This is a genomic window from Achromobacter sp. F4_2707, assembly GCF_047501535.1.
In the GTDB taxonomy this organism is placed as follows: Bacteria; Pseudomonadota; Gammaproteobacteria; order Burkholderiales; family Burkholderiaceae_B; genus Yanghanlia.
In genome coordinates this window covers 78815-103377 of the sequence record NZ_JAZDRJ010000009.1, presented here as the reverse complement: position 1 = coordinate 103377, position 24563 = coordinate 78815, and the positions used below count along the sequence as shown (strand labels likewise).

General features: G+C 58.2%; 25 protein-coding genes. 15 read left to right on the top strand and 10 right to left on the bottom strand.

Annotated elements, in window-relative coordinates; translation table 11 throughout:
• Positions 1–4 precede the first annotated feature (4 nt).
• Positions 5–1378, top strand: a complete 1374-nt coding sequence (locus tag VRY85_RS10330; RefSeq protein WP_414598512.1) for a flagellar hook-length control protein FliK — start codon at positions 5–7, stop codon at positions 1376–1378.
• Positions 1375–1725: an EscU/YscU/HrcU family type III secretion system export apparatus switch protein gene (locus VRY85_RS10325; protein WP_414598511.1), complete on the top strand. Its 351-nt coding sequence runs from the start codon at positions 1375–1377 to the stop codon at positions 1723–1725. The genes VRY85_RS10330 and VRY85_RS10325 overlap by 4 nt, the downstream gene beginning before the upstream one ends.
• A gap of 15 nt (positions 1726–1740) precedes the next feature.
• On the opposite strand, the gene fliE is transcribed toward VRY85_RS10325, so the two are convergent.
• A complete protein-coding gene (fliE, locus tag VRY85_RS10320; RefSeq protein ID WP_414598510.1) occupies positions 1741–2073 on the bottom strand; it encodes a flagellar hook-basal body complex protein FliE in 333 nt (110 codons plus the stop codon).
• Between the two features lie 420 nt (positions 2074–2493).
• On the opposite strand from fliE, the gene fliF reads away from it, so the two are divergent.
• The 13 genes from fliF (at position 2494) to fliR (ending at position 13829) form a co-directional block, all read left to right on the top strand.
• On the top strand, positions 2494–4215 hold the full coding sequence (gene fliF, locus VRY85_RS10315) for a flagellar basal-body MS-ring/collar protein FliF (RefSeq protein WP_414598509.1): 1722 nt from the start codon (positions 2494–2496) through the stop codon (positions 4213–4215).
• Entirely contained in the window at positions 4205–5215 is a 1011-nt protein-coding gene (fliG, locus tag VRY85_RS10310; RefSeq protein ID WP_414598508.1) for a flagellar motor switch protein FliG, read from the top strand. Before fliF ends, fliG begins: the two co-directional genes overlap by 11 nt.
• Complete coding sequence (fliH, locus tag VRY85_RS10305; RefSeq protein ID WP_414598507.1) at positions 5208–5954, top strand: flagellar assembly protein FliH; 747 nt, start codon at positions 5208–5210, stop codon at positions 5952–5954. Before fliG ends, fliH begins: the two co-directional genes overlap by 8 nt.
• Positions 5955–5965: 11 nt before the next feature.
• On the top strand, positions 5966–7456 hold the full coding sequence (gene fliI / locus VRY85_RS10300; protein ID WP_414598506.1) for a flagellar protein export ATPase FliI: 1491 nt from the start codon (positions 5966–5968) through the stop codon (positions 7454–7456).
• A gap of 14 nt (positions 7457–7470) precedes the next feature.
• The gene (gene fliJ / locus VRY85_RS10295; RefSeq protein ID WP_414598505.1) at positions 7471–7920 is read left to right on the top strand and encodes a flagellar export protein FliJ; all 450 of its coding nucleotides are present in this window, start codon (positions 7471–7473) and stop codon (positions 7918–7920) included.
• Positions 7921–7930: 10 nt separating this feature from the next.
• Positions 7931–9439: a flagellar hook-length control protein FliK gene (locus tag VRY85_RS10290; protein WP_414598504.1), complete on the top strand. Its 1509-nt coding sequence runs from the start codon at positions 7931–7933 to the stop codon at positions 9437–9439.
• Positions 9440–9571: 132 nt separating this feature from the next.
• On the top strand, positions 9572–10084 hold the full coding sequence (locus tag VRY85_RS10285; RefSeq protein ID WP_414598503.1) for a flagellar basal body-associated FliL family protein: 513 nt from the start codon (positions 9572–9574) through the stop codon (positions 10082–10084).
• Positions 10084–11097: a flagellar motor switch protein FliM gene (gene fliM, locus VRY85_RS10280; RefSeq protein ID WP_414598502.1), complete on the top strand. Its 1014-nt coding sequence runs from the start codon at positions 10084–10086 to the stop codon at positions 11095–11097. Before VRY85_RS10285 ends, fliM begins: the two co-directional genes overlap by 1 nt.
• The gene (fliN, locus tag VRY85_RS10275) at positions 11090–11656 is read left to right on the top strand and encodes a flagellar motor switch protein FliN (protein WP_414598501.1); all 567 of its coding nucleotides are present in this window, start codon (positions 11090–11092) and stop codon (positions 11654–11656) included. Before fliM ends, fliN begins: the two co-directional genes overlap by 8 nt.
• A gap of 3 nt (positions 11657–11659) precedes the next feature.
• Positions 11660–11998, top strand: a complete 339-nt coding sequence (fliO, locus tag VRY85_RS10270; RefSeq protein WP_414598500.1) for a flagellar biosynthetic protein FliO — start codon at positions 11660–11662, stop codon at positions 11996–11998.
• A gap of 7 nt (positions 11999–12005) precedes the next feature.
• On the top strand, positions 12006–12755 hold the full coding sequence (gene fliP, locus VRY85_RS10265) for a flagellar type III secretion system pore protein FliP (RefSeq protein WP_414598499.1): 750 nt from the start codon (positions 12006–12008) through the stop codon (positions 12753–12755).
• A gap of 9 nt (positions 12756–12764) precedes the next feature.
• Positions 12765–13034 (top strand): flagellar biosynthesis protein FliQ, encoded by a 270-nt coding sequence (gene fliQ / locus VRY85_RS10260; RefSeq protein WP_414598498.1) that lies wholly within the window; start codon positions 12765–12767, stop codon positions 13032–13034.
• Positions 13035–13040: 6 nt separating this feature from the next.
• A complete protein-coding gene (fliR, locus tag VRY85_RS10255; protein WP_414598497.1) occupies positions 13041–13829 on the top strand; it encodes a flagellar biosynthetic protein FliR in 789 nt (262 codons plus the stop codon).
• A 335-nt stretch (positions 13830–14164) separates the two neighbouring features.
• Here the strand turns inward: fliR and VRY85_RS10250 are convergent, their stop codons facing one another.
• The 9 genes from VRY85_RS10250 to flgF all read right to left on the bottom strand — a co-directional run bounded on the left by VRY85_RS10250 (position 14165) and on the right by flgF (position 24563).
• Positions 14165–15817: a methyl-accepting chemotaxis protein gene (locus tag VRY85_RS10250; protein ID WP_414598496.1), complete on the bottom strand. Its 1653-nt coding sequence runs from the start codon at positions 15815–15817 to the stop codon at positions 14165–14167.
• Between the two features lie 146 nt (positions 15818–15963).
• Positions 15964–16521 carry a hypothetical protein gene (locus VRY85_RS10245; RefSeq protein ID WP_414598495.1) on the bottom strand — a complete coding sequence of 186 codons (558 nt, stop codon included), beginning with the start codon at positions 16519–16521 and terminating at the stop codon, positions 15964–15966.
• Between the two features lie 307 nt (positions 16522–16828).
• Complete coding sequence (gene flgL, locus VRY85_RS10240; RefSeq protein WP_414598494.1) at positions 16829–18328, bottom strand: flagellar hook-associated protein FlgL; 1500 nt, start codon at positions 18326–18328, stop codon at positions 16829–16831.
• A 36-nt stretch (positions 18329–18364) separates the two neighbouring features.
• Complete coding sequence (gene flgK / locus VRY85_RS10235; protein WP_414598493.1) at positions 18365–20032, bottom strand: flagellar hook-associated protein FlgK; 1668 nt, start codon at positions 20030–20032, stop codon at positions 18365–18367.
• A gap of 96 nt (positions 20033–20128) precedes the next feature.
• The gene (gene flgJ, locus VRY85_RS10230; protein ID WP_414598492.1) at positions 20129–21151 is read right to left on the bottom strand and encodes a flagellar assembly peptidoglycan hydrolase FlgJ; all 1023 of its coding nucleotides are present in this window, start codon (positions 21149–21151) and stop codon (positions 20129–20131) included.
• An 8-nt stretch (positions 21152–21159) separates the two neighbouring features.
• Complete coding sequence (locus tag VRY85_RS10225) at positions 21160–22293, bottom strand: flagellar basal body P-ring protein FlgI (protein WP_414598491.1); 1134 nt, start codon at positions 22291–22293, stop codon at positions 21160–21162.
• A 1-nt stretch (position 22294) separates the two neighbouring features.
• Positions 22295–22984 (bottom strand): flagellar basal body L-ring protein FlgH, encoded by a 690-nt coding sequence (locus tag VRY85_RS10220; protein ID WP_414598490.1) that lies wholly within the window; start codon positions 22982–22984, stop codon positions 22295–22297.
• Positions 22984–23769, bottom strand: a complete 786-nt coding sequence (gene flgG / locus VRY85_RS10215) for a flagellar basal-body rod protein FlgG (RefSeq protein WP_414598489.1) — start codon at positions 23767–23769, stop codon at positions 22984–22986. Before flgG ends, VRY85_RS10220 begins: the two co-directional genes overlap by 1 nt.
• Positions 23770–23819: 50 nt before the next feature.
• Positions 23820–24563, bottom strand: a complete 744-nt coding sequence (gene flgF, locus VRY85_RS10210; RefSeq protein ID WP_414598488.1) for a flagellar basal-body rod protein FlgF — start codon at positions 24561–24563, stop codon at positions 23820–23822.

Genomic DNA, 24563 nt, shown 5'->3' with positions numbered 1-24563 from the left:
AGACATGAGTGTTAGCGGTCCATCGCCGCTTGGCACCTTAATGGTGCAACGGGTCGAAGGCACAATGGGTGTTAACGTCGCCCAACAAGCCAATATCGCTACAGGCGCAAGGCCGGATGCCGTTACCCAGCCCGGCCAGCCGGACAAAAATGAAGCGGTCAAGAACCCGCCCCCAAAAGAACAAGATGCTTCCCGGCAAACGCAAGGGCGTCAAAGCAGCCTCGCCGCACTGGCGCGCAACGATCCTGATATAGCCCGGTTACTGGCGGCGCGTAATGCGCCCATGACGGCCTACACCTCTTCCGCGCCTACCACCCTGGGGCAAGCAGCAAAAACCATTCTGGCGCTGTTTCAGCTATTTCCCAATACACAGCCGGCCGTCACGGGCCGGGCGCCATTACTCAGCCATGCACCGGGTCAAGGTGCCGCAACGGTGCAAGGCCAGGCCGTCGCTCCAGGCGCCTCTGCGGGCACCACTCCCATCAACCCCGCGGAGGGAAACCTTGACCCTCGGGCTGTCGCAGCTCTGGCGCAACGCGCTGCGGGTGGCGGACAAGCTGCCGCACAAGCAGCTGCCAACATGGCGCGGGCCGCTGCCACAGCCACCTCGCCTTCTATTTCCGGCTCAGCCGGCCCCGCAAGTGCAACCGGGCCCGGCTCGCTTATTCAAGCCCTTATGTCAGGCAGCCCGCCCCCGGCCTCCAGCGGCATGGCCGGCCAGCTCGCGCACGCATTGTCACAAGTCATGCAAACCAGCGGCCTGTTCTACGAGTCTCACCTGCGTGAATTCGCCTTTGGCCAACGCCCCTTAGCGCAAATACAGCAAGAACCCCAAGCCCAGGCAGGACGGGAAGCAGCGACTCAGCAAAGCAGCACTGCCCAATCCAGGGGCGGCGCTGAAACTGCCACCAATCAGGCACAGTCCACAAACCCAACCTCTCAAGCTCAGAGTGCAGCACAAGCCAGCCAGGCCGTCGCACAACTAAGCGGCGCCCTGCTAGGCATGGACCCTTCCACCCATGCACTGGTACGCCAACAACTCGAAAGCCTGGCCAATCAGGCCTTCGCTTGGCAAGGCGAGGCTTGGCCGGGTGGCGATCTCGAATGGGAAGTGCAGCGGCGCGAGCCTCGGGAAGGCAGTGAAGAAATGGACCAATGGTCCACCCGCCTTAAACTCAACCTACCTGGTTTGGGGGAAGTCGTGGCCCGGCTATCGTTAGCAAACACCCAACTGGCCATGCATTTGGCCGCACCCGACGCTGCCGGCCTGATGGCCGACCACACCAGTGTGCTGCGTGAAAGGCTGGGCCTGCACGGGCTGCAACTCAGCCAACTCACTATCTCGCGCGAAAGCGAACAAGACGGTAGGCAATCATGAGCGATACCGACGACACCTCCGCCGTATCGCCCAACACCTCTGCCGCACGCTCATCTGCTGTCGCTATCCGTTACGACACAAAGGATGACGCGCCCCGCGTGGTTGCCAAAGGCTATGGGAACATTGCCGACATCATTATTCGCACCGCGCAGGAAAATAACCTCTACGTGCATGAGTCGCCGGAATTGGTGGGCCTGTTGATGCAGGTGGATCTGGATTCGCAAATTCCACCGCAGCTATATGTAGCGATCGCAGAACTGCTGGCCTGGATCTACAGCCTGGAAGAAAAAACCGTTGAACAGCCCGTTGAGACAGCGGCTGAGCCGGCCGCCCCGTCGGGCGACTAACCTTCTGCTCTCGCCTTATACAGGCATGCTGGAAATTTCCTGATAGGCTTGGATCAGCCGGTTGCGCACCTGCAAAGTGGCCTGGAAAGCGATGCTTGCTTTCTGCATGTCGACCATGACATCGTTCAGAGAGATATCAGGGGAACCCGCCTGGAAAGCCTGAGTTTGAGCGTTGGCGGTATTCTGCATTTCAGAAACCCGCGAGAGCGAACGTTGTAGTTCGGCTGCGAAGCCGCCCTGCTGCTCTGCCACCATATCGCTGCGTGCCGGCAGATTGGCTGCGGCTTGCGCCACTTTCCGCATCTGAGACAACACGTTTTCTATTGCGGCAAGATTCTGTATGGTCATGAGATCAACTGAAATAACGGTGGAATTACCGAATCAAGACAAACTGTGACCAATATACCGGACAAGACGGGGCAACAAGCTTGTCATCTACCGGCATTTTCCCCCGCTTTTCATATAATCGCGGCACGCCGCAACCTTCGCAACACTGTAAAATCAGTCGCGTTAAATGTTTTGTTACAAAATTGGTCTACCCTGCCCAGAGTCGTGTATAGTGCGGCGCAGTTCCGACCTCGCCATTTTGCAAAACGTTTCATACGTTATAAAAGGCACCCAAAACGCGTGTTTTTCCGTCAATGGTCGTTAATGCATCCAGGCCATAATACAGCCTCTCCCCATTCTGTTTTGCAGCATGTACACTTTGCCGATCAACTGCCACAAGCGGGCCATCCAGCGCCGCGCTACCCGTTTCCGAGGCCATAAATGAGTCGTATGGCTGAACTGACGGCACGTTTTCCGGCTCTCCAGAAATTAGGCACCATTTCCCGCTCCGTCCAACTCGGAGCGCTTGCTGCCGCAATTATTCTGCTGGCCATCGTCGCCCTGTGGTTTCGCGGCCCCGATTACAAGGTGCTGTTTTCTAACCTGCAAGATCGCGATGGCGGAGCCATCATCAGCGCCCTGGCGCAGATGAACGTGCCTTATCAACTCACGGAAAACGGCACTGCCATTCTGGTGCCTGCTGACCGCGTCCACGAAACCCGACTGCAACTGGCTCAACAAGGCCTGCCGCGCAGCGGTGAAGCCGGCTTTGAGCTCATCGACCAAACCCGCTTCGGCGCCAGCCAGTTCACCGAACAAGTCAACTTCCAGCGGGCCCTCGAAGGCGAACTCGCCAGCTCTATTCAGGCACTGAACGCCGTTCAACATGCCCGGGTACACTTGGCCTTGCCGCGCGAAACCCTGTTTGTGCGCGACCGGCAGCCGCCATCCGCGTCCGTCCTGCTCACCTTGTATCCGGGTCGCATGCTGAGCGAAACCCAAGTGGCCGCCATTGCCTGGCTGGTTTCATCCAGCGTCCCTAACCTGGCTGCCGACAACGTCTCGGTGGTCGACCAAAACGGTCGTCTGCTTACCGCCCCCGCAGGGTCTGGCAGTGGTGATGCCACCCGTCGCGACCTCGTCAGCGAAATCGAAACGCGCACGGTGCAACGCATTCTGACTCTGCTCAACCCCATGGTGGGTAGCGGAAATGTCCGCGCACAAGTCAGTGCGGATGTCGATTTCTCGCAGCGTGAACAAACCTCTGAGGTCTATCGCCCCAACCAATTGCCTGGGCAGGCCGCCGTACGCAGCCAACAGACCAGCACCGCATTGCAAGGCGGCGCCCAACCGGCTGAAGGCGTGCCGGGCGCGCTGACCAATCAACCGCCGCCCACACCCGTCGCCCCCATCAACCAAGCTGATCTCGCGGAGCAGCCGCTTGGTCCCGATGGCGAACCCATTGACGGCGCGCTACTCGAAAATGCCATTCCCGCGCCCGGCGTCGCCGAGCCCGCTGCGGGCATCGCCAGCCCTGCCGCAACGCTGTTGAGTGGTGCCCAGCTTGGGCCGCAAGGGAATGCGCGCAACGATGCCACCATCAATTACGAAGTTGATCGCACGATCAGCCACGTTAAAGACCCAATCGGCCAGTTGCGCCGCCTGTCTGTAGCAGTTGTTGTGAACTATCGTGATGTCGATGGCGAGCCTCAACCCCTGCCCGCAGAAGAACTCGAGAAGATCGATGCGCTGGTCAAACAGGCCATGGGCTTTACCGCTGAACGGGGTGACTCTGTCAGCGTGGTCAACAGCCTGTTCAGCGACGATGGCCCCGCCGCCCCGCCTTTCTGGGAGAACCCGGCCTACATCGATTACGCTCTACAGTTGCTGAAATACATTCTCATCATTGCAGCAGCCATATTGCTGTGGCGCGGCTTGGGCCGTCCCATCCTGGATAACATGGCAGAAGCCAAGGAAAGGCTCGAAGAGGAAGCGCAGGAGCTCGAAGAGAACCGCGCTGCCCTGGAAGCCGCCGAGCGTCGTGCCAGCGAAATGACCCGCTACCAGGAAAACCTGGCCACAGCCCGTACGCTGGCCACCAAGGATCCTCGCGCCGTAGCCATGGTGCTGCGCTCCTGGATGGAGAAGAAAAATGTCAACTAGCCCCGCGCAGTCTGAAGCGCTTAACCGCTGCGCTATTCTCGTCATGTCTCTGGGCGAGGATGCCGCCGCCGAGGTGTTCAAATACCTGAGCGCCCGCGAAGTCCAGCAGATCGGCATGGCCATGGCGGGCCTCAAGCAAATCACCCGCGGCGATGTCGATAAGGTTCTGGAAGAATTCCGCACCGAAGCCGATCAGTTCATGGCCATCACCCTGGGTTCCGACGACTACATCCGTTCGGTCCTCACCAAAGCCTTGGGCTCTGATCGCGCTGCCGGTCTCATCGAAGACATTCTTGAAGGCACAGACGGCGCCAGCGGCATCGACGCCCTCAACTGGCTGGACGCCCAGAACGTGGCCGAACTCATCGTTGACGAGCACCCGCAGATTATCGCTACCATCCTGGTTCACCTTGAGCGCGACCGCGCTTCCGATGTGTTGGCCTTGCTGCCTGAGCGCCTGCGCAACGATGTCATGCTGCGCATCGCCACATTCGGTGGTGTCCAGCCACAAGCTTTGCAGGAACTTACCGAAGTCCTCAACAACGTGCTGTCCGGCCAGGGGGCCAAGCGCAGCAAAATGGGCGGCGTGCGCGCTGCGGCGGAAATCCTCAACTATATGTCCTCGGCCGAAGAAGAATCGGTGGTGGCCAATCTGCGCGAGCTCGACAGCGATCTCGCCCAGCGTATCGTCGATGAAATGTTCGTCTTCGAGAACTTGGTCGATGTCGAAGACACCGCCATTCAGCTCATCCTCAAGGAAATCGACACCAATCAGCTCACAATCGCGCTCAAGAGCGCGCCCGAAGAGCTGCGCGAAAAGTTTTTCAAGAATATGTCCAATCGTGCTGCCGATATGCTGCGCGACGACCTCGAAGCCCAAGGCCCGATCCGCATGTCGCGCGTGGAAGAAGAGCAAAAGAACATTCTGGGCGCCGCCCGCAAACTGGCCGAGGCTGGTCAACTGACGCTCTCACGCGGGGGCAACGACGAGTATGTCTGACCAACAAGGCGCTCTCTACGACTCGGGCGGTCACTGGCGCCGCTGGGAAATGGAGTCCCTTGATAACGACTCTCCTGCCCCGGCCGAAGAGCCTATTGAGCCCGAACACGCTAGTACCCCTAGCGACGTCTTGCCCGACCCTGCGGAAGTCTTGGCTGAAATCGAGAAACTGCGCGAAGCGGCTAAGGCACGCGGCCATGCCGAAGGGTTTGCCGCCGGGCATGCACAGGGACACGAAGCAGGCTATGCAGAAGGGCTGGCTCAAGGCCAAGCCGAAGGCAAGGAAGCAGGCTATGCAGAAGGTCGGGCAGAAGGCATAGAGCTCGCCCGTTCTGAAGCTGAGAGAATTCAGCAACTTGCGCTCGCGTGCGCCCAAGCTATCGAAAATCTCGAAGCAGAAACGGGCCAGGCGCTCATTAACCTGGCTGTCAGCGTTGCCCGGCAAGTGCTGCGAAGCACGCTAAAGGCGGAACCCGAACAGATTCTTAATGTTGTGCGCGAAGTACTCCAGGTCGACGGCAGCCACCAAGGCATGCTGAAACTGCGTGTCAATCCCGCCGATCTTGAGCTGGTTAACGAATACCTCCAACAAAATGGCACGGTTACTCGTTGGCGATTGCAGCCCGACATGAGCATAGATCGGGGCGGATGCATTGCCGAAACGGCCTTGGGCAATATTGATGCCACCTTGCAAACACGCTGGCAGCGGGTTGTCTCCACGCTGGGCGCGCAAGGCTGAGGTTTTACGCCATGTCGGATCGCCCGCAACTCCTCATTACCGCCGGTGAGCGCTGGGCTGCCCTGCTTGAATCGGCAGAGCAGCGCGTCGCAGCGGTCGAATCATGGCATGTCAGCGGCCGTATCACACGCGCCACCGGCTTAGTGCTGGAAGCCACAGGGCTGCGGCTGGCTGTTGGAGCCGCCTGCAAAATAGAAATGTCGCCGGGTGGGCGTCATTGGGCCAATGCTGAAGTCGTGGGCTTTCACGACAACACGCTTTACTTGATGCCGCAGACAGACATCACCGGTTTGCCACCGGGCGCCCGCGTTGTGCCGATTGAGCCCTCCGTACAAAGCCGCCTGACTCTGCCGCGCCACCGTAGCGAAAACCCCGGTCCTCCACCAGTTCTGTCGCAACATTTGCCCGTGGGAGACGGCCTGCTGGGTCGCGTTCTTGATGGCGCCGGGCGCCCGCTGGACGACCTAGGGCTATTTGAAAACATCCAACCCGCATCGCTGGCCGCACAGCACATCAACCCCTTGGCCCGCGCGCCGGTCGATACCGTACTTGATGTCGGCGTGCGTGCCATCAACGCCCTGCTGACGGTGGGCCGGGGCCAGCGCATGGGGCTGTTCGCCGGGTCAGGCGTTGGTAAGAGTGTGCTGCTGGGCATGATGGCTCGCTACACCTCTGCTGATGTCATTGTGGTCGGCCTGATCGGCGAACGGGGCCGTGAAGTCAAGGAATTCATTGAGCACAACCTCGGGCCGGAAGGCCTGCGGCGTGCTGTCGTAGTGGCCGCCCCCGCCGATGTCTCACCGCTGCTGCGCTTACAGGCTTCCGTCTATGCCACACGCCTGGCCGAGCACTTTCGCGAACAAGGCAAGCATGTGCTGCTTATCATGGACTCCCTGACCCGCTACGCCATGGCTCAGCGCGAAATCGCGCTGGCAATCGGCGAGCCGCCGGCAACCAAAGGGTACCCGCCCTCTGTCTTTGCCAAGCTGCCCGCCCTGGTTGAACGAGCCGGCAACGGCGCGCCGATGGGCGACAAGCCGGCAGGCTCAATTACTGCCTTCTACACCGTACTTACCGAAGGCGACGACCAGCAAGACCCGATTGCCGATGCCGCGCGGGCGATTCTCGACGGACATATTGTGCTGTCGCGCACCCTGGCGGAATCCGGCCATTACCCTGCCATTGATATCGAGGCCTCGATTTCTCGTGTGATGTCGTCGATAGTTACAACGGAACATATCGCGCTGGTACATCGCTTCAAACAAATGATGTCGCGTTACCAACGCAACCGCGACCTCATCGCCATAGGGGCTTACACGGCGGGTAACGACCCGCAAATCGACGAAGCTATTGCCCGCCACCCTCAGCTGGAAGCTTTCCTCCAGCAGGGCATGCATGAGCGTGTCGGCTATGAAGAAGCCGTCGAACACCTGGAAAACCTATTTCAGTCTTCCCGAAAACGCAACCTTGCAGGCCAGGGCCTGCACGATTTGCCAAGATGAGGTAGCCTGCTGATATGCCGAAAAAGCCTTCTTTTGACCTGCTTATCGACGTCACCAGCGAGGCGGTAGACGAAGCCGCTAAAGTTCTGCAGAAAGCCGCCAGCGAACGCGACAAAGCACAGCAGCAACTTGATATGCTGCATAATTACCGACTCGATTACGCCCAGCGCTTGCTGCAAAGCACCGAAGTCGGTGTAACCGCCTCGAACTACCTGAATTTTCGCCGTTTCCTCAACACATTGGATGAGGCGATTGTGCAGCAAAATAATATAGTCGCGCATTCCGAGTCGCAACTGACAGCCGGTCGCCGGCAATGGCAGGCTGAAAAGCAGCGGCTCGGTGCCTACGAGGCCCTGCAGACACGCCAGCGGCAGCAACAGGTTTTGCGCAACGCTAGGCGGGAACAGCTCGCCAACGACGAAATTGCCGCCAATCTTTATCGCCGCGATAACGGCAAACATTGACAGGCCCTGAATGAATACGCCCACGCTCATCAGCATTCTTTCCAGTCCCACCGGTAGCGCAGAGCCCGCCAAGCTGCGCCAGTCGGTCGATTCCGCTCATGGTCTGGATTTTTCACGGCTGCTAGGCGAAAAACGCAGCCCCATTGCCGCGTCTCAGCGCCCTTCGCAAAACAATGTCAGTCGCACGGCCCACACACCGCAGCGCTCGAATCAGGCACCAGAACGCCCCGAGGCTCGCAACCAAACCAGCCATGCCGGCAATTCCGCTTCCTTCAATGCGACTGCTACCGTAAGGCATGAAAACACTTCGGCGTCTCCGCAGCAGCCCACAAGCGGCAGCGCCCAAGCAGGTGCACTCGAAGCTGCCGACACCCCGGTCTCCGGCTCCAATTCCGGCGGCCACGCATCCCTGCAGGTAGCCGACCAGCCCAACGCCACCCAGGAAAGCGGGCAGTTGGCCCAGGCTGCAGCCGAAGCGGGGCTTTCGGGTGCCCATGCGCTTCAAGCAATGCAGAATCCCGCCGTTGCCCCTCTACTGCAAGGCAGCAGCGAACACTCGGCACCTCAAGCCCAGATGCCTGGCCTCGCGGCCCCCGAAAAGGTTGCGCTTGCCCCCGGCAGTATCCCCCTGGCAGGCTTTGAGGCCGAAACCAACATCCTGCCCGACGCCACCGATGCGCTGCCCCGCGTTGCCGCCGGCACTCAACCCGCAGCAACCGCCCTGCCCGCCACGCCGGTTCAGGCCGCGGTAGCCCAAATTTTTAATGGCGCAAGTGCCGCACCGTCTAAAGCAGCCATAGCGACCACGCCGTCGGCGGCAAACCTTGTCGCTGCCCACGTTCAGCCCCCCGCTACCGATACCGTCAATGCGGGCGCTGCTGCGCTATCACTACAAGAGTTCACTGCCATGGTTGCTGCGGCGCGCGATACGTCCGGCACGGCATTGCCTATCGTCGCCAGTACCACCGTGCCGGGCGCCGCCCCCCTGTCACCTGCGTCCGTACCCGTCGGTTTGATGATGCCTGTCGGCATGCAGCCGGGCCAGGCTCCCACCGTAACCATGCCGGGAGCAGGAATCCGTGCCCCGCTTGGCAGCCCGCAATGGCCCGCCGAACTTGGCCGCCAATTCATCAGTATTGCGCAAGCCCCCAACAACCTGGGTAAAGTCGCAGAATTGCGTCTCGACCCGCCAGAACTCGGCCCGCTGCGCATCACCATCAACCTTAACGATAACGTGGCGCATGCCGTTTTCAGTTCGCCTCACGCATTGGTGCGGCAGACCGTAGAAAATGCGCTGCCGCAATTGCAGCACATGCTTGAACAAGCAGGTATTTCTCTGGGGCAGGCAAACGTCAACGATCAACACGCGTCCGGCCAGGCCTCCCAAGACCAGACCCCGGCAGGCCACCAACATGCCCAGGCTTCTGGCAGCGCTGAGGCTGCGGGAGGTATTGCCGGCACTGGCGATACTCCGGCCCGGCCCTCCAACCCGAACGCCCTGGTTGATACCTTTGTTTAGCAACATGCAGTGTCCTCTGGGCTTAACAAGCTATCAGTTGATCGTTTTCCCACTATTCAAGTCTGACTTGATGCACAATGTCACACTTGAAATTAATCGGCTTCCTTTCGCGTAACAAACTCAGCATTTACGATGGCAACCGCAATAAAAAAATCCTCCGGCTCGGGCTCTAACAAGCTGGGAAAACTGATTCTCGGGCTGCTGCTCGTCGTTCTGATCACGGGCGCCAGTGTGGCGGGCACTTATTTCTTCCTGCAGAAATCCGGCGTTCTCGGGCCCGTCATGGCAGACGGATCAGTCGAAACGCGAGCTCCCATCGCGCCTTTACCCGCCCCCATTTTCGCGTCTTTGGAGCCGTTTACTGTCACCCTGCACGACGAACGCACGACACGCATTCTCTACTTGGCCATCACTCTGCGCCTGGTCGACGAGCACTCGCGCACCATGGTGACTGAATACATGCCTGAAGTTCGTGATCGCGTACTGCGCCTGCTCTCGGTGCAGAACCCCAGTTACATCCAGACGCCCGAAGGTCGAGAAAAGCTGGTACAAGATCTCACCCAGTTGCTGCAACGCCCTTATCTACCGCAGCCACGCGGCCCGGAAATTTCCGCCGTCCTGTTTACGGCCTTTGTGGTGCAGTAATGTCCTACCAAAGCCTTCTTTCGCAAGACGAAGTCGACGCCCTGCTGGCTGGTGTCACAGGCGAAAGCGAAACCCCTGAACAGAAAGAGGCCGACGCCTCGGGTGTCCGGGCCTACGACCTCAGCTCGCCTGACCGTGTCGTGCGTCACCGCATGCAGACGCTCGAACTCATCAACGAGCGTTTCGCGCGGCGCCTGCGCGGGGCCATGCTTAGCTTTATGCGACGCAATGCCGATATCACGGTCGGCAACCTGCGTATCATGAAGTACACGGATTTCGAACGTAACCTGCCGGTGCCCAGCAACCTCAATATGGTGGCCCTCAAGCCTTTGCGGGGCGCGTCGCTATTCACCTTCGATCCCAATCTTGTGTTTCTGGTAATCGACAGCATGTTCGGCGGGCACGGCCGCTACAACACGCGCGTCGAAGGGCGTGATTTCACCACTACAGAACAGCGCATTATCGGCCGTCTGCTGGAAATCACCCTGGAAAGCTATTGTTCGGCTTGGGAAAACGTCTATCCGATCGAAACGGAATATATTCGTTCGGAAATGCACACCAAATTCGCCAGCATCAGCAGCGGCAACGAAATCGTGGTGGTCTCCACCTTCCAGATTGAACTGGGTGCAGCCGGCGGGCAGTTGAACATTTGCCTGCCCTATTCCATGATTGAGCCGCTGCGCGATCTTTTGACTCGCCCTCTCCAAGAAGGCGGCGCCAATGAAATCGACCAACGCTGGACCCAGCAACTATCACGCGAAGTGCGGGCAGCCGAAGTGCAACTGGCCGCTGAGTTTGCGCAAATCAACATGACCGTGGGCGAACTCATGCGCCTGCAAGTCAATGACCTTCTGCCTATCGACATTCCTGAAACTGTCACCGCCCACGTAGGCGGTGTGCCCGTGCTTGAAGGCAATTACGGCACCTACAATGGAAAAATGGCGATACGGGTGCAGAAGATGCTGACCTTGTCTCAACCCTATACGACTGTACGTAAAGAAAAAAATGACTGATCCCACCCAAGACCCATCCAAGGACGACGCTTCCGACGACGAAATCGACTGGGCAGCGGCGATGGCCGAACAGGCCGCGGGCACGCATCAGTCGAACCAGGCTGAAGGCCTGGCCGAGGCTGCAGACGATTGGGCTGCAGCCCTGGCTGAACAAACCGCAGCCGAAACGGCTCAACAGGCGGCCACCAGTGCAGAATCACCTGCAAAGGAAGAAGCTACGGTCGAAGCGACTGCCACATCCGCAGCCAAGGACCTCTTCAAACCGCTGGTGGATACTCCGGCTGATACCGACAGCGACATCGAAATGATTATGGACATTCCCGTCCAGCTTTCGGTGGAACTGGGCCGCACCCGGCTGACCATCCGCAACATCCTGCAACTGGGCCAGGGCTCTGTAGTCGAGCTTGACGGCTTGGCGGGCGAACCCATGGATATCTTCGTTAACGGCTATCTCATCGCTCAGGGCGAAGTCGTGGTCGTGGACGAAAAATACGGCATCCGGGTCACCGACATCATCACGCCCGCAGATCGCATCAACCGCCTGCGCAACCGGCGTTAAACCATGAGCGAAGCCGACGTACTGCGCGTCATCGTCACACTAGTATTCATCCTTATGGTGATACTGGCAGGCGCATGGGCAGTACGTCGCAGCGGGCTGGGGCGTAGCGGCGGAGGTAACCAAACGCTGCGGCTGCTTGCCTCGCACAGCCTGGGCAATCGCGCCTGGGTCGCTATCGTCGAGGTCGAGGACGCCCGCCTGGTGCTGGGCGTAACCAGCCAGCAGATCAACTTGCTGCATACACTGCCGCCCGGCGCAACAGAGACCGACCCGACCACAGGCCCTTCCAGCCCCTCGCCTGGCTTTACCGCCGCCCTCGCCCGCGCGCTGAAACGGCGCTGACCCCAACATGAATCGCCTGCTTTTCCCCGGTTTTCTACTGGCGCTGCTTCTTGTCCTGCCCGGGCTTGCAACGGCGCAAGCGACTTTTCCCGCCCTGACCTCCACGCCCGGCCCAGACGGCGGCCAGACATGGTCTTTCAATGTCGAGACGCTGGTCCTGATGACCACGCTGTCTTTCTTGCCCGCCATGCTGTTGATGATGACGGGCTTCACGCGCATCATCATCGTGCTGAGCCTGCTGCGCACCGCCATGGGCACCAATACATCGCCGCCCAACTCCGTACTTATTGGGCTGGCCCTATTCCTGACTTTTTATGCCATGTCGCCGGTGTTCGATCAGGTCTATGACATCGCCTACCGGCCCTTGAGCGACGGCAGCATCAACTTCCAACAAGCCTTGGAACTGGGCAGCGGGCCCATGCGTACGTTTATGCTTGAGCAAACCCGCGAAGCTGACTTGCTGATGTTTGCCAATATGGCAGAACTCCCCGCCCTCGCCTCGCCCGACGAGGTACCTTTACGGGTGCTCATCCCCGCTTTCGTAACCAGCGAACTCAAAACTGCTTTCCAGATCGGCTTTACCATTTTCATTCCCTTTCTCATCATCGACTTGGTTGTTGCCAGCGTACTGATGTCCTTGGGTATGATGATGGTGCCTCCCGTCACGATTTCCCTGCCCTTCAAATTGATGTTGTTCGTGTTGGCTGATGGGTGGCACCTGCTGCTGGGCTCACTGGCTCGCAGCTTCTATCTTTAGGAGACCTCCATGACCTCCATGACTGTCATGTCCCTGATCTACCAGGCCATGCTGGTAGCGTTGAAGATGGCCGCCCCCCTGCTGCTTTCCGTTCTCATCGTCGGCCTGGTCATCAGTATTTTTCAGGCGGCCACCCAGATCAACGAAATGACACTGGCCTTCGTACCCAAACTGCTGGCCGGCGGGGCTGCGCTGGCACTTTTAGGGCCGTGGCTGATCACCACTATGGTGGACTATATTCAGTCACTGATAGGGATGATTCCACAACTGGTTCAGTAAGCCCGCGTGATTTCCGTCACCATCGACCAGCTTTACGCCTGGATCAATCTCTTTATCTGGCCGTTTGCCCGCATTGCCGCCATGGTGGGCTCTGCCCCGCTGCTGAGCGAATCCGCCATTCCCGCCCGGGTAAAGGTGGGCCTGTCGGTCATGCTGACCTTAATTGTGGCGCCAACTCTTGGGCCCATGCCGTCGCTTTCCACTGCCTCGTGGAGTGCATTATGGATTCTTGGCCAGCAGATTCTGATTGGCCTTGCGCTCGGGCTCACCATGCGTATCATTTTCGCCGCCGTCCAGACCGCCGGCGAATTTGTCGGCTTGCAAATGGGTCTGGCTTTCGCCTCGTTCTTTGACCCCGCCACGGGCAGCAACACAGCGGTACTGGCACGAATTCTGAACACCGTCGCCCTGCTGACCTTTCTGACCATGAACGGCCATCTGCTAATGATAGGCGGCCTGGTTCGTACATTTGAAGTGCTGCCCATTACCATTACCGAACTTGATGTCAACGGCTGGGGGGTACTAATGGAATGGAGCAGGCAAATCGTGGTTTCCGGCCTGCTGCTCGCCCTGCCCGTGATGGTCGTATTGCTGACCATCAACCTGTCGTTGGGCATTCTGAACCGCACTGCCCAGCAATTGTCCGTGTTTGCTGTTGGCTTCCCTATCAGCCTGACAGTGGGTCTGACCATTCTCACCGTGGTACTCCCCCAGATCAGCCCCTTCCTGGAAAGACTGTTCCAAGAAGGCTACGACACAATGGGGCAGTTGATCCAAGCCCTGGCCGGCCAGTAAAGTCGGGCGACAAGGGTTTCCCCTTACAGTTTCACTGCTCGACCGCCGGATCTACACCACCGCGCCTTGATCACGAGAGCTTCACGGTGTTTTGCCCGCTCGCTCTGCTCGGCAGTGCCTTCTATCCGGTTCTTGGCCATCGGCTCGCAGCTTATGCTCCACGCTTCCTTCCCACGTTCGGTCACCCTCAGGCAGTTGTGCTTCACTTCGTTCGCTGTGATCAACTTACGGGAGGACTTGCACGTCCAGGAGTGCGCCCATCCTGGGCGCACAAAACTAAGCCCCGGTCAAGCATTAGCCTGACCGGGGCTTTGAGCACTTGCTCACGGCGTTATTCAGAGCGCTTGTAAAGACTGGCTACCGTAGGACGCTTGCACTTGCAGAGGTTCGCTTTCAGGGCTGTCAATGATTTCCGAAGAATTGATCTTGAACACAGCCACTGCTTCAGCCAGACGGCTGGCCTGTTCCTGCAAGGAACCCGCAGCAGCGGCTGCTTGTTCGACCAGAGCGGCATTCTGCTGAGTGACGCCGTCCATTTCCGTCACAGCACGGTTGACCTGCTCAATGCCTTCGGATTGTTCGTGCGACGCAGAGGAAATCTCGCCCATAATGGTGGTAACACCTTCCACAGAACCCACAACCTCCTGCATGACGTCACCCGCCTGACGCGCCTGACGCGCTCCGGCATCAACCTTGGCCTGGGATTCATCAATCAGTTCTTTAATTTCCTTAGCCGCCTGGGCGCTGCGCTGGGCCAAGGATCGCACCTCACCCGCCACCACGGCAAAGCCCTTGCCCTGCTCACCGGCACGTGCGGCTTCCACCGCAGCGTTCAATGCCAGGATGTTGGTTTGAAACGCGATGCCATCGATAACGTTAACGATGTCTACCATCTGACGCGAGCTTTGCGAAATCTCGCCCATGGTGCTTACCACGGCCGTGACGGCTTCGCCGCCGCGAATCGCGACAGAAGAGGCGCCCTTGGCCAAGCGATCAGCCTCGATGGCGTTCTCGTTGTTCTGACGCACGGTGCTGGCCAGTTGCTCCATGCTTGCGGCAGTTTCCTGCAGAGCAGCAGCCTGCTGTTCGGTACGGCTGCTTAGGTCGGTGTTGCCCTCATAGATTTCGCGTGAACCCATGTTGATTTCATCCACACCCTGGCGCACTTCGCTTACCGTGCGGGTCAGGCTGTCCTGCATACGGCGCAGTGCCGCGTACAGCACACCAATTTCGTTGCGGGAAGTCACCTGGACGCGCTGGGTGAGGTCGCCGCTGGCGATGCGGTCAAAGTGCTGGCCGGCTTGTACCAACTGACGTACCACCGTGCGGCCGAACATGATGCGAATGACAATCATCAGCAGGAAGCCCAGTACAACAGCAATCGCCATGGCGGTCAGCGCCCGCATTAAAGCTTGTTCGGCTTCGACGAAAAAAGCGTCACGAATTTCGGCCTGCTTGGTGTTGAAATTGTCCACCGCGCGCTGAAAGCCGTCTGCGCGAGCTGCTCCAAATTCGTTATTGACGAAATAGAAGGTAATGTAGTCGGAGCTTTGCAGCGCCTGCACCATCGGGTCTACGGCATCATCAATGTAGGGCCGGTAGGCGCCCACAATACGGGTCGCCTCGCGGCGCTCTTCACCCATGTCACCCATGGTTTCCCGGAAGGCGACAAAGGTATTGCTCACCGACTCCAACTTTTCTTTCACCTCCGCCATGGCTTCCCGGCTCCGCTCGCGGCGGGACATATCACCCGTATCTTGCGCTTCCTGCTCAAAGCGCGCGGCCGATAACAGCCCGATACGAGCTGCCATCATGTCAGATCCGATACGGGCAACAAGCTGTGAGCGCTGATCCTGCTTCTCCAACTGACGGATGGTGTCCATGTTCTGCCACAAGAAATAGCCGCCCAGACCGCCAACGGCGATCAGCAACACCATGAACAGCCCCAGGACCCCCATCAGCATGGTGCCTACTTTGATATCGGCCATGCGGAATTTTTGCCTGGTTTTTTTAACTTTACCCTTTTTACTCTTGAGAGCTTTGACAGGCTGCGTGAGCATATCCGGGTCGGTCGGATGAATGGCATGGTCTGACATACTGATCTCTGATGATGAGGCTAACGGAAAAAACAACCCTACTGATTCAGCCTGTAGCTGACTGTGGGTTTAAAAAAAGGCCGTACAGTGCCTGGTGGCTGCACAGGGAAGGCCGTGGCGGAAGCAGAATGCATGGCGCCGGATTCAGAAACGGAGGCCGGAACGGTATTGGGTGCTGCGGGTTCGCGCTCCCCCAACGGCACGACATCTGGCCCCTGCTCTGCAGGAGTAGGGACCGTTTTTTTCTCAAAATGAGCGGCAGGAACATTGTTGCTTTTGACTACACGCAGATATCGACCGTGAGGATCGAACGCCAGCCATAGTTCCTGATTGAAATAGATTGCGTCGGTGAGCACCGTAGACGTGTGCGCCCAACGTGCCGTGGCTGAACCATCGAGTTGACGGTAGATATTGACGGGCGCGCCATGCAGTAGCTCCGAGGCTTCCGCAAAGGTGGTTTCTCCTGGCACTAAAGCACCTAAACCGGTGGTATCGAACCTGTTGCCGGTTGTACTGCACCCCGCTAATACGATGGCTGCACCCACCAAAACGGCATGGGGCCAGCGGATGTGCGTGGCGGGTATTAAATGACTCATAGGAAAAACCAAATGCGGCTCGGACACACATACTTACTAAAGCATGTGTAAATTGCATAAATGTAAATAGTAGTATACCGAATCAATCGGGAACATATACGCGGTTAAACCACGTATAAACCCTTAGATCATCGAGAAAAACTGTGATGGGGTGGGCTTGATGTGAGGCGTGTAGGCAGTGCTTTAGGCTACGAGCCGGCCGGAATCTCGGTGGTCTGCCGAGACGGGAAAAAAGAGAAGTTGAGGCAGGAAAAGGGGGACCAAGATACAGGGGCGACTATTCTTAGCCGCCCCTGTTCTTCAGCCATTACCTGTTCATATTGAACAAGCTGGTGTTCTGAATTTTCTGGAAGGCTGTCGCAGCCGCTTCCAGCGCGGTAGTACGCAGCTGCAATTGCGTAATGGCCGTGTAGTAATCCAGATCTTCAAGCTGCGAGAGCTGGTTACGGTACTCCATCACGCGGCTGCTGCCACTGGCATTGAGCGCCTCGACTTCGACCATACGCGTGCCCACAGACGCCGACACCGATTGGATATTGTCGTAGGTCACGTCAATGCGCTGCAAAGCAGAGTTCAGGGAGTTCTGGAACTTGGCTGCGCTGACCGGGTCGGTGGTTGGCGTCGCCAGCGCGGCAATGATCTCGTCGAGTGTGGCAAACACGTTGAACTCATCGCGGCTGGTGGAGCCACTGCCGGGCGAAATGGTGGCTTCGGAACCTGGTGTGGGCTTGCCGTAAAGTGCGACCTCGCCAATGACATTGCCAGAACCGTCTCCAATTACCAGTACAGGTTTCTCCGCCGAACCAGGTTGAGTAATGACCAGAGGGGAAGGCTCAACCGTATAGTCACCATTAACATCATAGCCAATAGTGAACGGGTCCGACGTGTTGAGCTTTGAAACATTCGCAATCGACATGGTGCTGTCTTTCGACACGCTGTAGTTGGTGTTCTGGGGAATCAGGGTAAAGGTATCGCCAGGGTTAGTGTTAGGTACACCGCTGAAATCCACCGATACCCCATAAGCACCGCCCAGAAGGGTATTGGTGTCGTCGGTGTACGGGTAAGGGCCACTCGTATCTCGTACGCCATCAAGGTACACCTGGTACTGCAGCCCACCAGAACCGTCAACTTCGAACGTGATATCAACCTTCTTCCCAATGGCGGTACCGCCAGACGCATCGGTCACTACCGTTTTGCCAAACACACCGGTGCCGCTGTTTCCAGCACCAGGAATCGTCACGAAACCCGTTGTACCCGGGGCGGCGCGGCTGAAGATATCAATACCCAGGTCGGCTCCCGCCAGTTGGCGAGTTTGATCGACCTGAATCAGGCGCTGGCTGCTATCGCCCATATATTGTCCGGCATCATTAAAAGCGGGCGTGTTGCCTTTAGAGCCTGAAAACAAATACTGGCCGTTGCCGTCTGTGCTGTTTGCCAGGTTGAGCAGAGAATCCCTTGCAGCCTGGAGGACCTCTGACAGCATGGAGCGGTCGACATCGGACATGGTGCCGTTACCTGCCTCGACCAAGCGCGTCTTGACATCTTGCAGCTGCAAGGTCACAGTGCGCAAGACATTGTCTTCCGTACCCAGGTTGCGTGAAGCAACCTGGCGGTTAGCCGCATAGCGTTCGCCCATGGCCAGGGTCTGGCTGACGTTAATGGCCTGCGCGGCCGCCAGCGGGTCATCAGACGGTGTGACCATGCGCTTGCCGCTGCCCACTTGCTTGTACAGGTGGACAAGATCCGCCTGCTGGGCGTTGATGGAGTTCAGGCCGGTCTGGAAGAAAAGGTTGGAACTGATACGCATGTTGATGTTTCCGTTAAGCGCGCGGTATTAAACCGATCAGCGCATATTGAGCAAGGTGTCGAACATGGTGCTGCTGACGTCAATCATTCGAGACGCCGCACGGTATTGTTCTAGGGCTTGTTCAATATTGATGTATTCCTCGTTGAGGTTCACCCCTGAAACCTGCTGCTGAGCGGCGTAAGTCTGATTGATCAGATTCTGCTGCGCCTGCAGTGCGGTTTTATTCTTCTGGCTGGACACGCCAATGCGGTTCACGATTTGCGAGAACGACTCGGTCACACTCATGGTGCCGCCGCCCAAGGTTTTATCGTGTTGCAACTGGGCAAGTTTGAGACCGATGTCGCCATTGGATACCCCCGTACCTACCGCCGCTGCGGCAATCTGCGCAGGGTCTGTAATGACAACGTTCAAACCCGCAGCCGCATTGCGGCTCGGTTGGACCAACCAGGAATCTCCCGCCACCCCCGGCTGACTGAAGGTAAATTCAACGCCTTCAATCACGCGGGTTACCGCCGCGCCACCGCTTGCGTCCACCGCAGGCGGGTAGGTTTGTTTGGTGACCAGATTGGTGATTTCGTAGTGTCCATCCCCATTCACTGACACGCGGTAATCAGCGGCCGTCAGGTCGTTGACATTCACAACAGCGGCCGTGACGTTAGCGGCGTTAGCCTCGTCTGCCACAGAGGGAATGGTTTTCAAAGCACCAATAGAGAAAAAATTCTGACCCGGGTTGCCTTGGGAATCCAGGCCTTGAGTATGAACGGCGTTAAACGCCTCGGACAAACCCAGAGCCATGCGCCCCAGGTTGTTCTGCACGTCGTCCAGCACTTCTTGGCGGTATTCGACCAAGCCACCCAATTTGCCGCCACGGATGTAGCTTTCGTCCATTTCAATACCGACCGGTGCGCCGGTGCTGTCTCGCACCGTCAGGCCCACCACAATGCGTTGCGGGTCGTCGCCGGAGCGCATGGCTTGCAGTGGGTAAACCGTATTGCCGCCCAGAACAACTTGACCGTTGCCCACAGCCAAGCTGACACGACCATCGCCTTGATCGAAGACTTTCACACCGACGAGCTCGTTAAGCTCACGCACCAGTTGGTCGCGCTGGTCGAGCAAATCGTTGGGTTCGTGACGATTGGCACTGGCCCGCGCCTTGACGATCTGCTGGTTAGCCTCGCTAATACGTTCTACGTAGCTGTTGACCTGCTCAACGACGGTGGTGATCTGTGTATTGATGTTGTCGCGTTGCTGATCCAAATACGCGTTGGTTTCACGCACTTGGGTAGCAAGGTTATTGGCTTGCCCAAGCATTTCTTCGCGAGCGGCGGAATCGGCGGGCTCGGAGGCCACTGCGTTCACACTGGCAAAGAAGCGTTCAATGGCGGGAGAAATGCCCACACTGGTGTCGGCAAACAGCGTATCGAGACGCTCGATCTCATTGCCATAGGAGGTGCGAGCAGCGCCTTGGCCCAGCGCTCCAACCAACTGAGTGAACAAAAAGTTATCGTAAGAGCGGTTCACGGTAACGGTTTCTACACCGCGCCCCACATAGCCGCCCCCCATGGGCTGCGACCCTGCTGTTTGAGATAGCACGGTTTGGCGGTTATAGCCTTCAACTGCCGCATTATTTACGTTATGCGCGGCCGTTGACAACTTGTATTGCGCGTTGTTCATCGCGCCCAGGCCCATTTTCGCTAAATTCATGTGTGTTCCGCTATTGTGACGAGCGACGCAGGCCGCCCGCATACCATGACATAACTCTATTAACGGCAGACAGGCCGGGGAGTTTACCCCTGGCGATTAAGCGCGCAGCTTACGGCCTGTGTCGAAATAGCCCATGATAGAAATCAGCTTATCGGCATACGCCGGGTCGGTGGCGTAACCGGCCTTCTGTATGCGTCGCGCCGCTACTTCCGCCGTTGGCGCTTGTGCGACATCCGCATAGCGCTTGCTCGTACCGACCAACTTGGCGTAATCCGTAAAGGCTTCCTGGTAAGAGCCGTAAGCACGGAAGGGCTCTTTCACCTTGCGCGGGACGCCATTGTGATATTCGGTGGTCGTAACGTGCACCACATCGCCCTTCCAACTGGGGCCGGCTTTAATGCCAAAGATATTGTGGCTGGTGCGGCCGTCGGGGCGCATAATTTCGCGCTGGCCCCAGCCGGATTCCAATGCAGCCTGGCTGAGAATGAGCTTTGCGGGTACCCCGCTTTGCTCAGCAGCCACCTGAGCTGCCGTAGACATGCGTGAAACAAATTTACGGATATGCGCGGGTGCACCTTCAATCGCGGCATACACCCTTTCAGGGGCGCGCTTGGCCTGACCTATCATGTTTATGAGGTCATCAATCGAACCGGCAACAGTACGGCGGGTTTCACCAACGGTCGAAGTCAGATGCGCCAAACGTGAGCTCGACACCTGTTCTGGCAATGGCGCCGCCGCCAGCGGGTCAAGGGTGCCACGCTGATTGCGGATCATATCCAGGATATTCTGTGCCAGCCCCACTCCTGACGAGCGCGCTAATTCCAACGACGCCTGCTGGTCTGCCAGGCTCTGGGTGAACTGCGTGCTTTCAGACTGCATTAGCGTGGATAACGGCGATTGCCTTGCTTGCTTAAGCACTTGCTGGATGAAAATTGCCTCAAACTGTTGGGCGACTTCGCGCTCAGCGTCAGTCACACCATTTTTCAACTGCGATGGGTCGGGCTGTTGCCCGCTGCCCATACTGGTAACGCTGCGCTTAAGGCGCTGCAGCGAATCAAAGTCGAAAATCGAGACTTGTTCAGAGCTGCCTGGGCGCGGAGTGAATTGCACAAAAGACATACAATCCCTTAGACGATTTCAAGGTCGGCGCGCAATGCCCCGGCACTCTTCAGGTTTTGCAAAATCGCCAGCAAATCTTGCGGTGTTGCGCCCAGCGCATTCAGCGCGCGCACGACATCAGATAAATTCGCACTCGTACTGATATGCTGCAATGACCCTTGGTCGGACCGCATTTCAATATCCGTGGTAGGCGTCACAACCGTTTGGCCGCCGCCGAAAGGCGTATCGGGCTGATCGACGTCCATGCCCCGGCTGATCACGACCGACAAGTTGCCATAGGCAATGGCGGCTTCGTCTATCGTTACCGTGCGATTCATGACCACCGTGCCTGTGCGTGCATTAATGACGACCTTGGCCCGTGCGGGCGGCAAACGCACATCGACGTTTTCAACCTGCGACAAAAAGGCGGACTGAGCGGCGGGCTCGAGTGGCGCGCGCAGCTGTACGACACGGGCGTCGCTAGACATCGCTGTGCCGGGGCCAAACCGCCGGTTCAATGCTGCGACCACGCTTTGCGTGGCGCCGAAATCCGTATGGTTGAGTTCCAGGCGGATAATGCCGTCGCGTGCAAACGTCGTAGGCACGGAGCGCTCAACCACAGCGCCATTGGAGATAATGCCGCCATTCAGCTGGTTGACCTGCACGCTGGAACCTCCGGCTTCGGCACCGGCGCCACCCACCAGAATATTGCCTTGGGCAATGGCGTACACTTGGCCGTTTGCGCCCTTCAGGGGCGTCATTAGCAAGGTGCCTCCACGCAAGCTCTTGGCGTTACCCATGGCCGACACCACCACATCCACCGTTTGCCCCGGTTGGGCAAAAGCAGGCAGCGTGGCAGTGACCATGACAGCGGCCACGTTGCGTACCTGCATGTTGGTACCTTGCGGCACGGTCACACCCAACTGCGAAAGCATATTGGTCAGGCTTTGCTGGGTGAAAGGCGTTTGGCGGACTTGGTCGCCCGTGCCGTCCAAGCCCACTACCAAGCCATAACCGATCAGCGGGTTGGAGCGCACACCTTGTATGGTGGCCAGATCTTTAATGCGCTCAGCGGCAACGGGAGCAGCCAGCCCCAGGCACAACAGCGCTGCTGCGCCATTACGCAACCAGGTCTGCCAGCGACGAATAAAAGTTTTGCTCATGTCAGAACGGGGAAATATTCAGGAAGAAGCGTTGCAACCAACCCATGGTCTGAACTTCATCCATGACGCCCTTACTGCGGAACTCAATCTTTGCATCCGCCACCTGGGTGGACGAAACCGTACCATTACCTGTGATCAAACGCGGGTCTACTACGCCGGAAAACCGCAGGTATTCACTACCACGATTGATGGCAATCTGCTTATCACCCGCAATCTGCAAATTGCCATTGGGCAGCACGCCAATTACGGTGGTGGTCAGGGTGCCGGTAAACAGATTGTTGGCGCGGGTTGAGCCGGCGCCTTCCATATCGTTGGTGCCCGCAATGTTGAAATCCTGATTGGGGCTCACATTCCCCGGCAGAATACTGGGCACAGCCCCCCAGCCAAGCGTAGCGCCACTGCTTCTTTCGGTGGAAGTGCCAACGCTTTTCTGGGCGTTGGTGCGCTCCTGAATCACAATGGTGACGATGTCGCCAACATTACGTGGGCGGCGGTCTTCAAATAACGGGTAATTTCCGTAGGCTGTAGGCTGATAGATGGAACCATTGGGTACAGCCAGCGGCATGGAATAGGCGTCTGGGGGTTCCGCTGTCAGAGGCCCGGTCACAATGGGCTCGGGCGGAATCATGGCGCAGCCGCCCAGGACGGCTGCGACCCATACAACGGCAATACGGCGCAATACAGACGGCATCAGAGCTGAGTCAGGCGGTTCAGCATCGCATCGGAGGTTTCGATGGATTTGCTGTTCATTTCATAAGCGCGCTGGGTCACAATCATGTTCACCAGCTCCTCGGCCACATTCACGTTAGACGTTTCAATGTATTCGGCGCGAAGCGTGCCGGCACCATCCAGGCCGGGCTGGGCGTAATTCACCGGGCCGGAGGCGTCGGACTCAAGATAGAGGTTTTCGCCCATGCTGAACAAACCGGTGGGGTTAATAAACGTGGCGAGCTGGATTTGGCCAATTTCCACGTTCGTCCCGGCTGCCCCGGCTTGCGTTACTGACACCGTGCCATCGCGCTCAATGGTTACAGACAACGCATTATCGGGCACGTTAAGCGGAGGCTGAATCACATAACCACCCGCCGTTACGATTTGGCCGTCTTGGTCAACCTGCAAACTGCCGTCTCGTGTGTAAGCCAGCGTGCCGTCTGGCAGCTCGACCTCAAAAAAACCTTTGCCAAGAATCGCAACGTCGAGCGGGTTGCCGGTGTTGTTGACGTTGCCCTGGCTATGGATGCGTTCGGTCGCCACGGTGCGAACGCCCGTGCCGACCTGCAAGCCGGACGGCAATTGGTTGGCGGCCCCAACCTGAGCCCCCGGCTGGCGGATGGTCTGGTACATCAGGTCTTCGAATACAGCGCGCGTGCGCTTGAACCCGGCTGTGCTGACGTTGGCCAGGTTGTTCGAGATGACGTCCAGATTGGTCTGTTGAGTTTCCAGGCCGGTTTTGCCTATCCAGAGGGAGCGTATCATTTCCGGTTTCCTATATAGCCCCTCAAGGGGCCGGTTCTAGCAATATTCAATTATTGGGCAGACAGAATGCCATTGGCGCGTTCGGCGTTGGTCTTGGCTTCCTGGATGACTTTCATCTGCATTTCAAAAAGGCGGGCATTGGCAATCATGGTGACCATGGCTTCGGCGGGATTCACATTGCTGCGCTCGACAAAACCCGACACCATTCGCACCTGCTCGTCTGCAGGCGCTGCTGTGCCGTCGGCCAAGCGGAACAGACCGTCCTCACCACGCACCAAGTTTTCCACCGGCGGATTCACCATCTTTACGATGCCGATATTCTGGATATCGTTAGGGTTGTCGCCCGCCCCGATGACCGTGATTTGGCCGTCATCGGAAAACGTCATGGTGCCGCGCTCGGGTATTTCGATCGGTGCGTTGTCTTCCGAGAGTACCGGCAGGCCGGATTGCGTCACCAGCACGCTTTCCGCGTTGACGGCGAATTCGCCTGCCCGCGTATAGGCTTCGCCATCCGGGGTTTGCACGGCGAACCAACCCTCGCCACGAATAGCCAGATCAAGCACATGGCCGGTTTCGGCCAAACCGCCCTGCTGGTAATTGCTGGCGCTGCTGGCCGTAGCCGTACTGACGCGGGTAGGCAGACTATTGTGGCCTTGCAGCGGCACGGCGCGGTACATGGCCAGCTCTTCGCGAAAGCCGGCCGTGCTGACATTCGCCATATTGTTGCTGACAATACCCTGGTGCTCCAGCACCCGCGAAGCACCCGACGCTGCGGTATAAACGACGCGATCCAT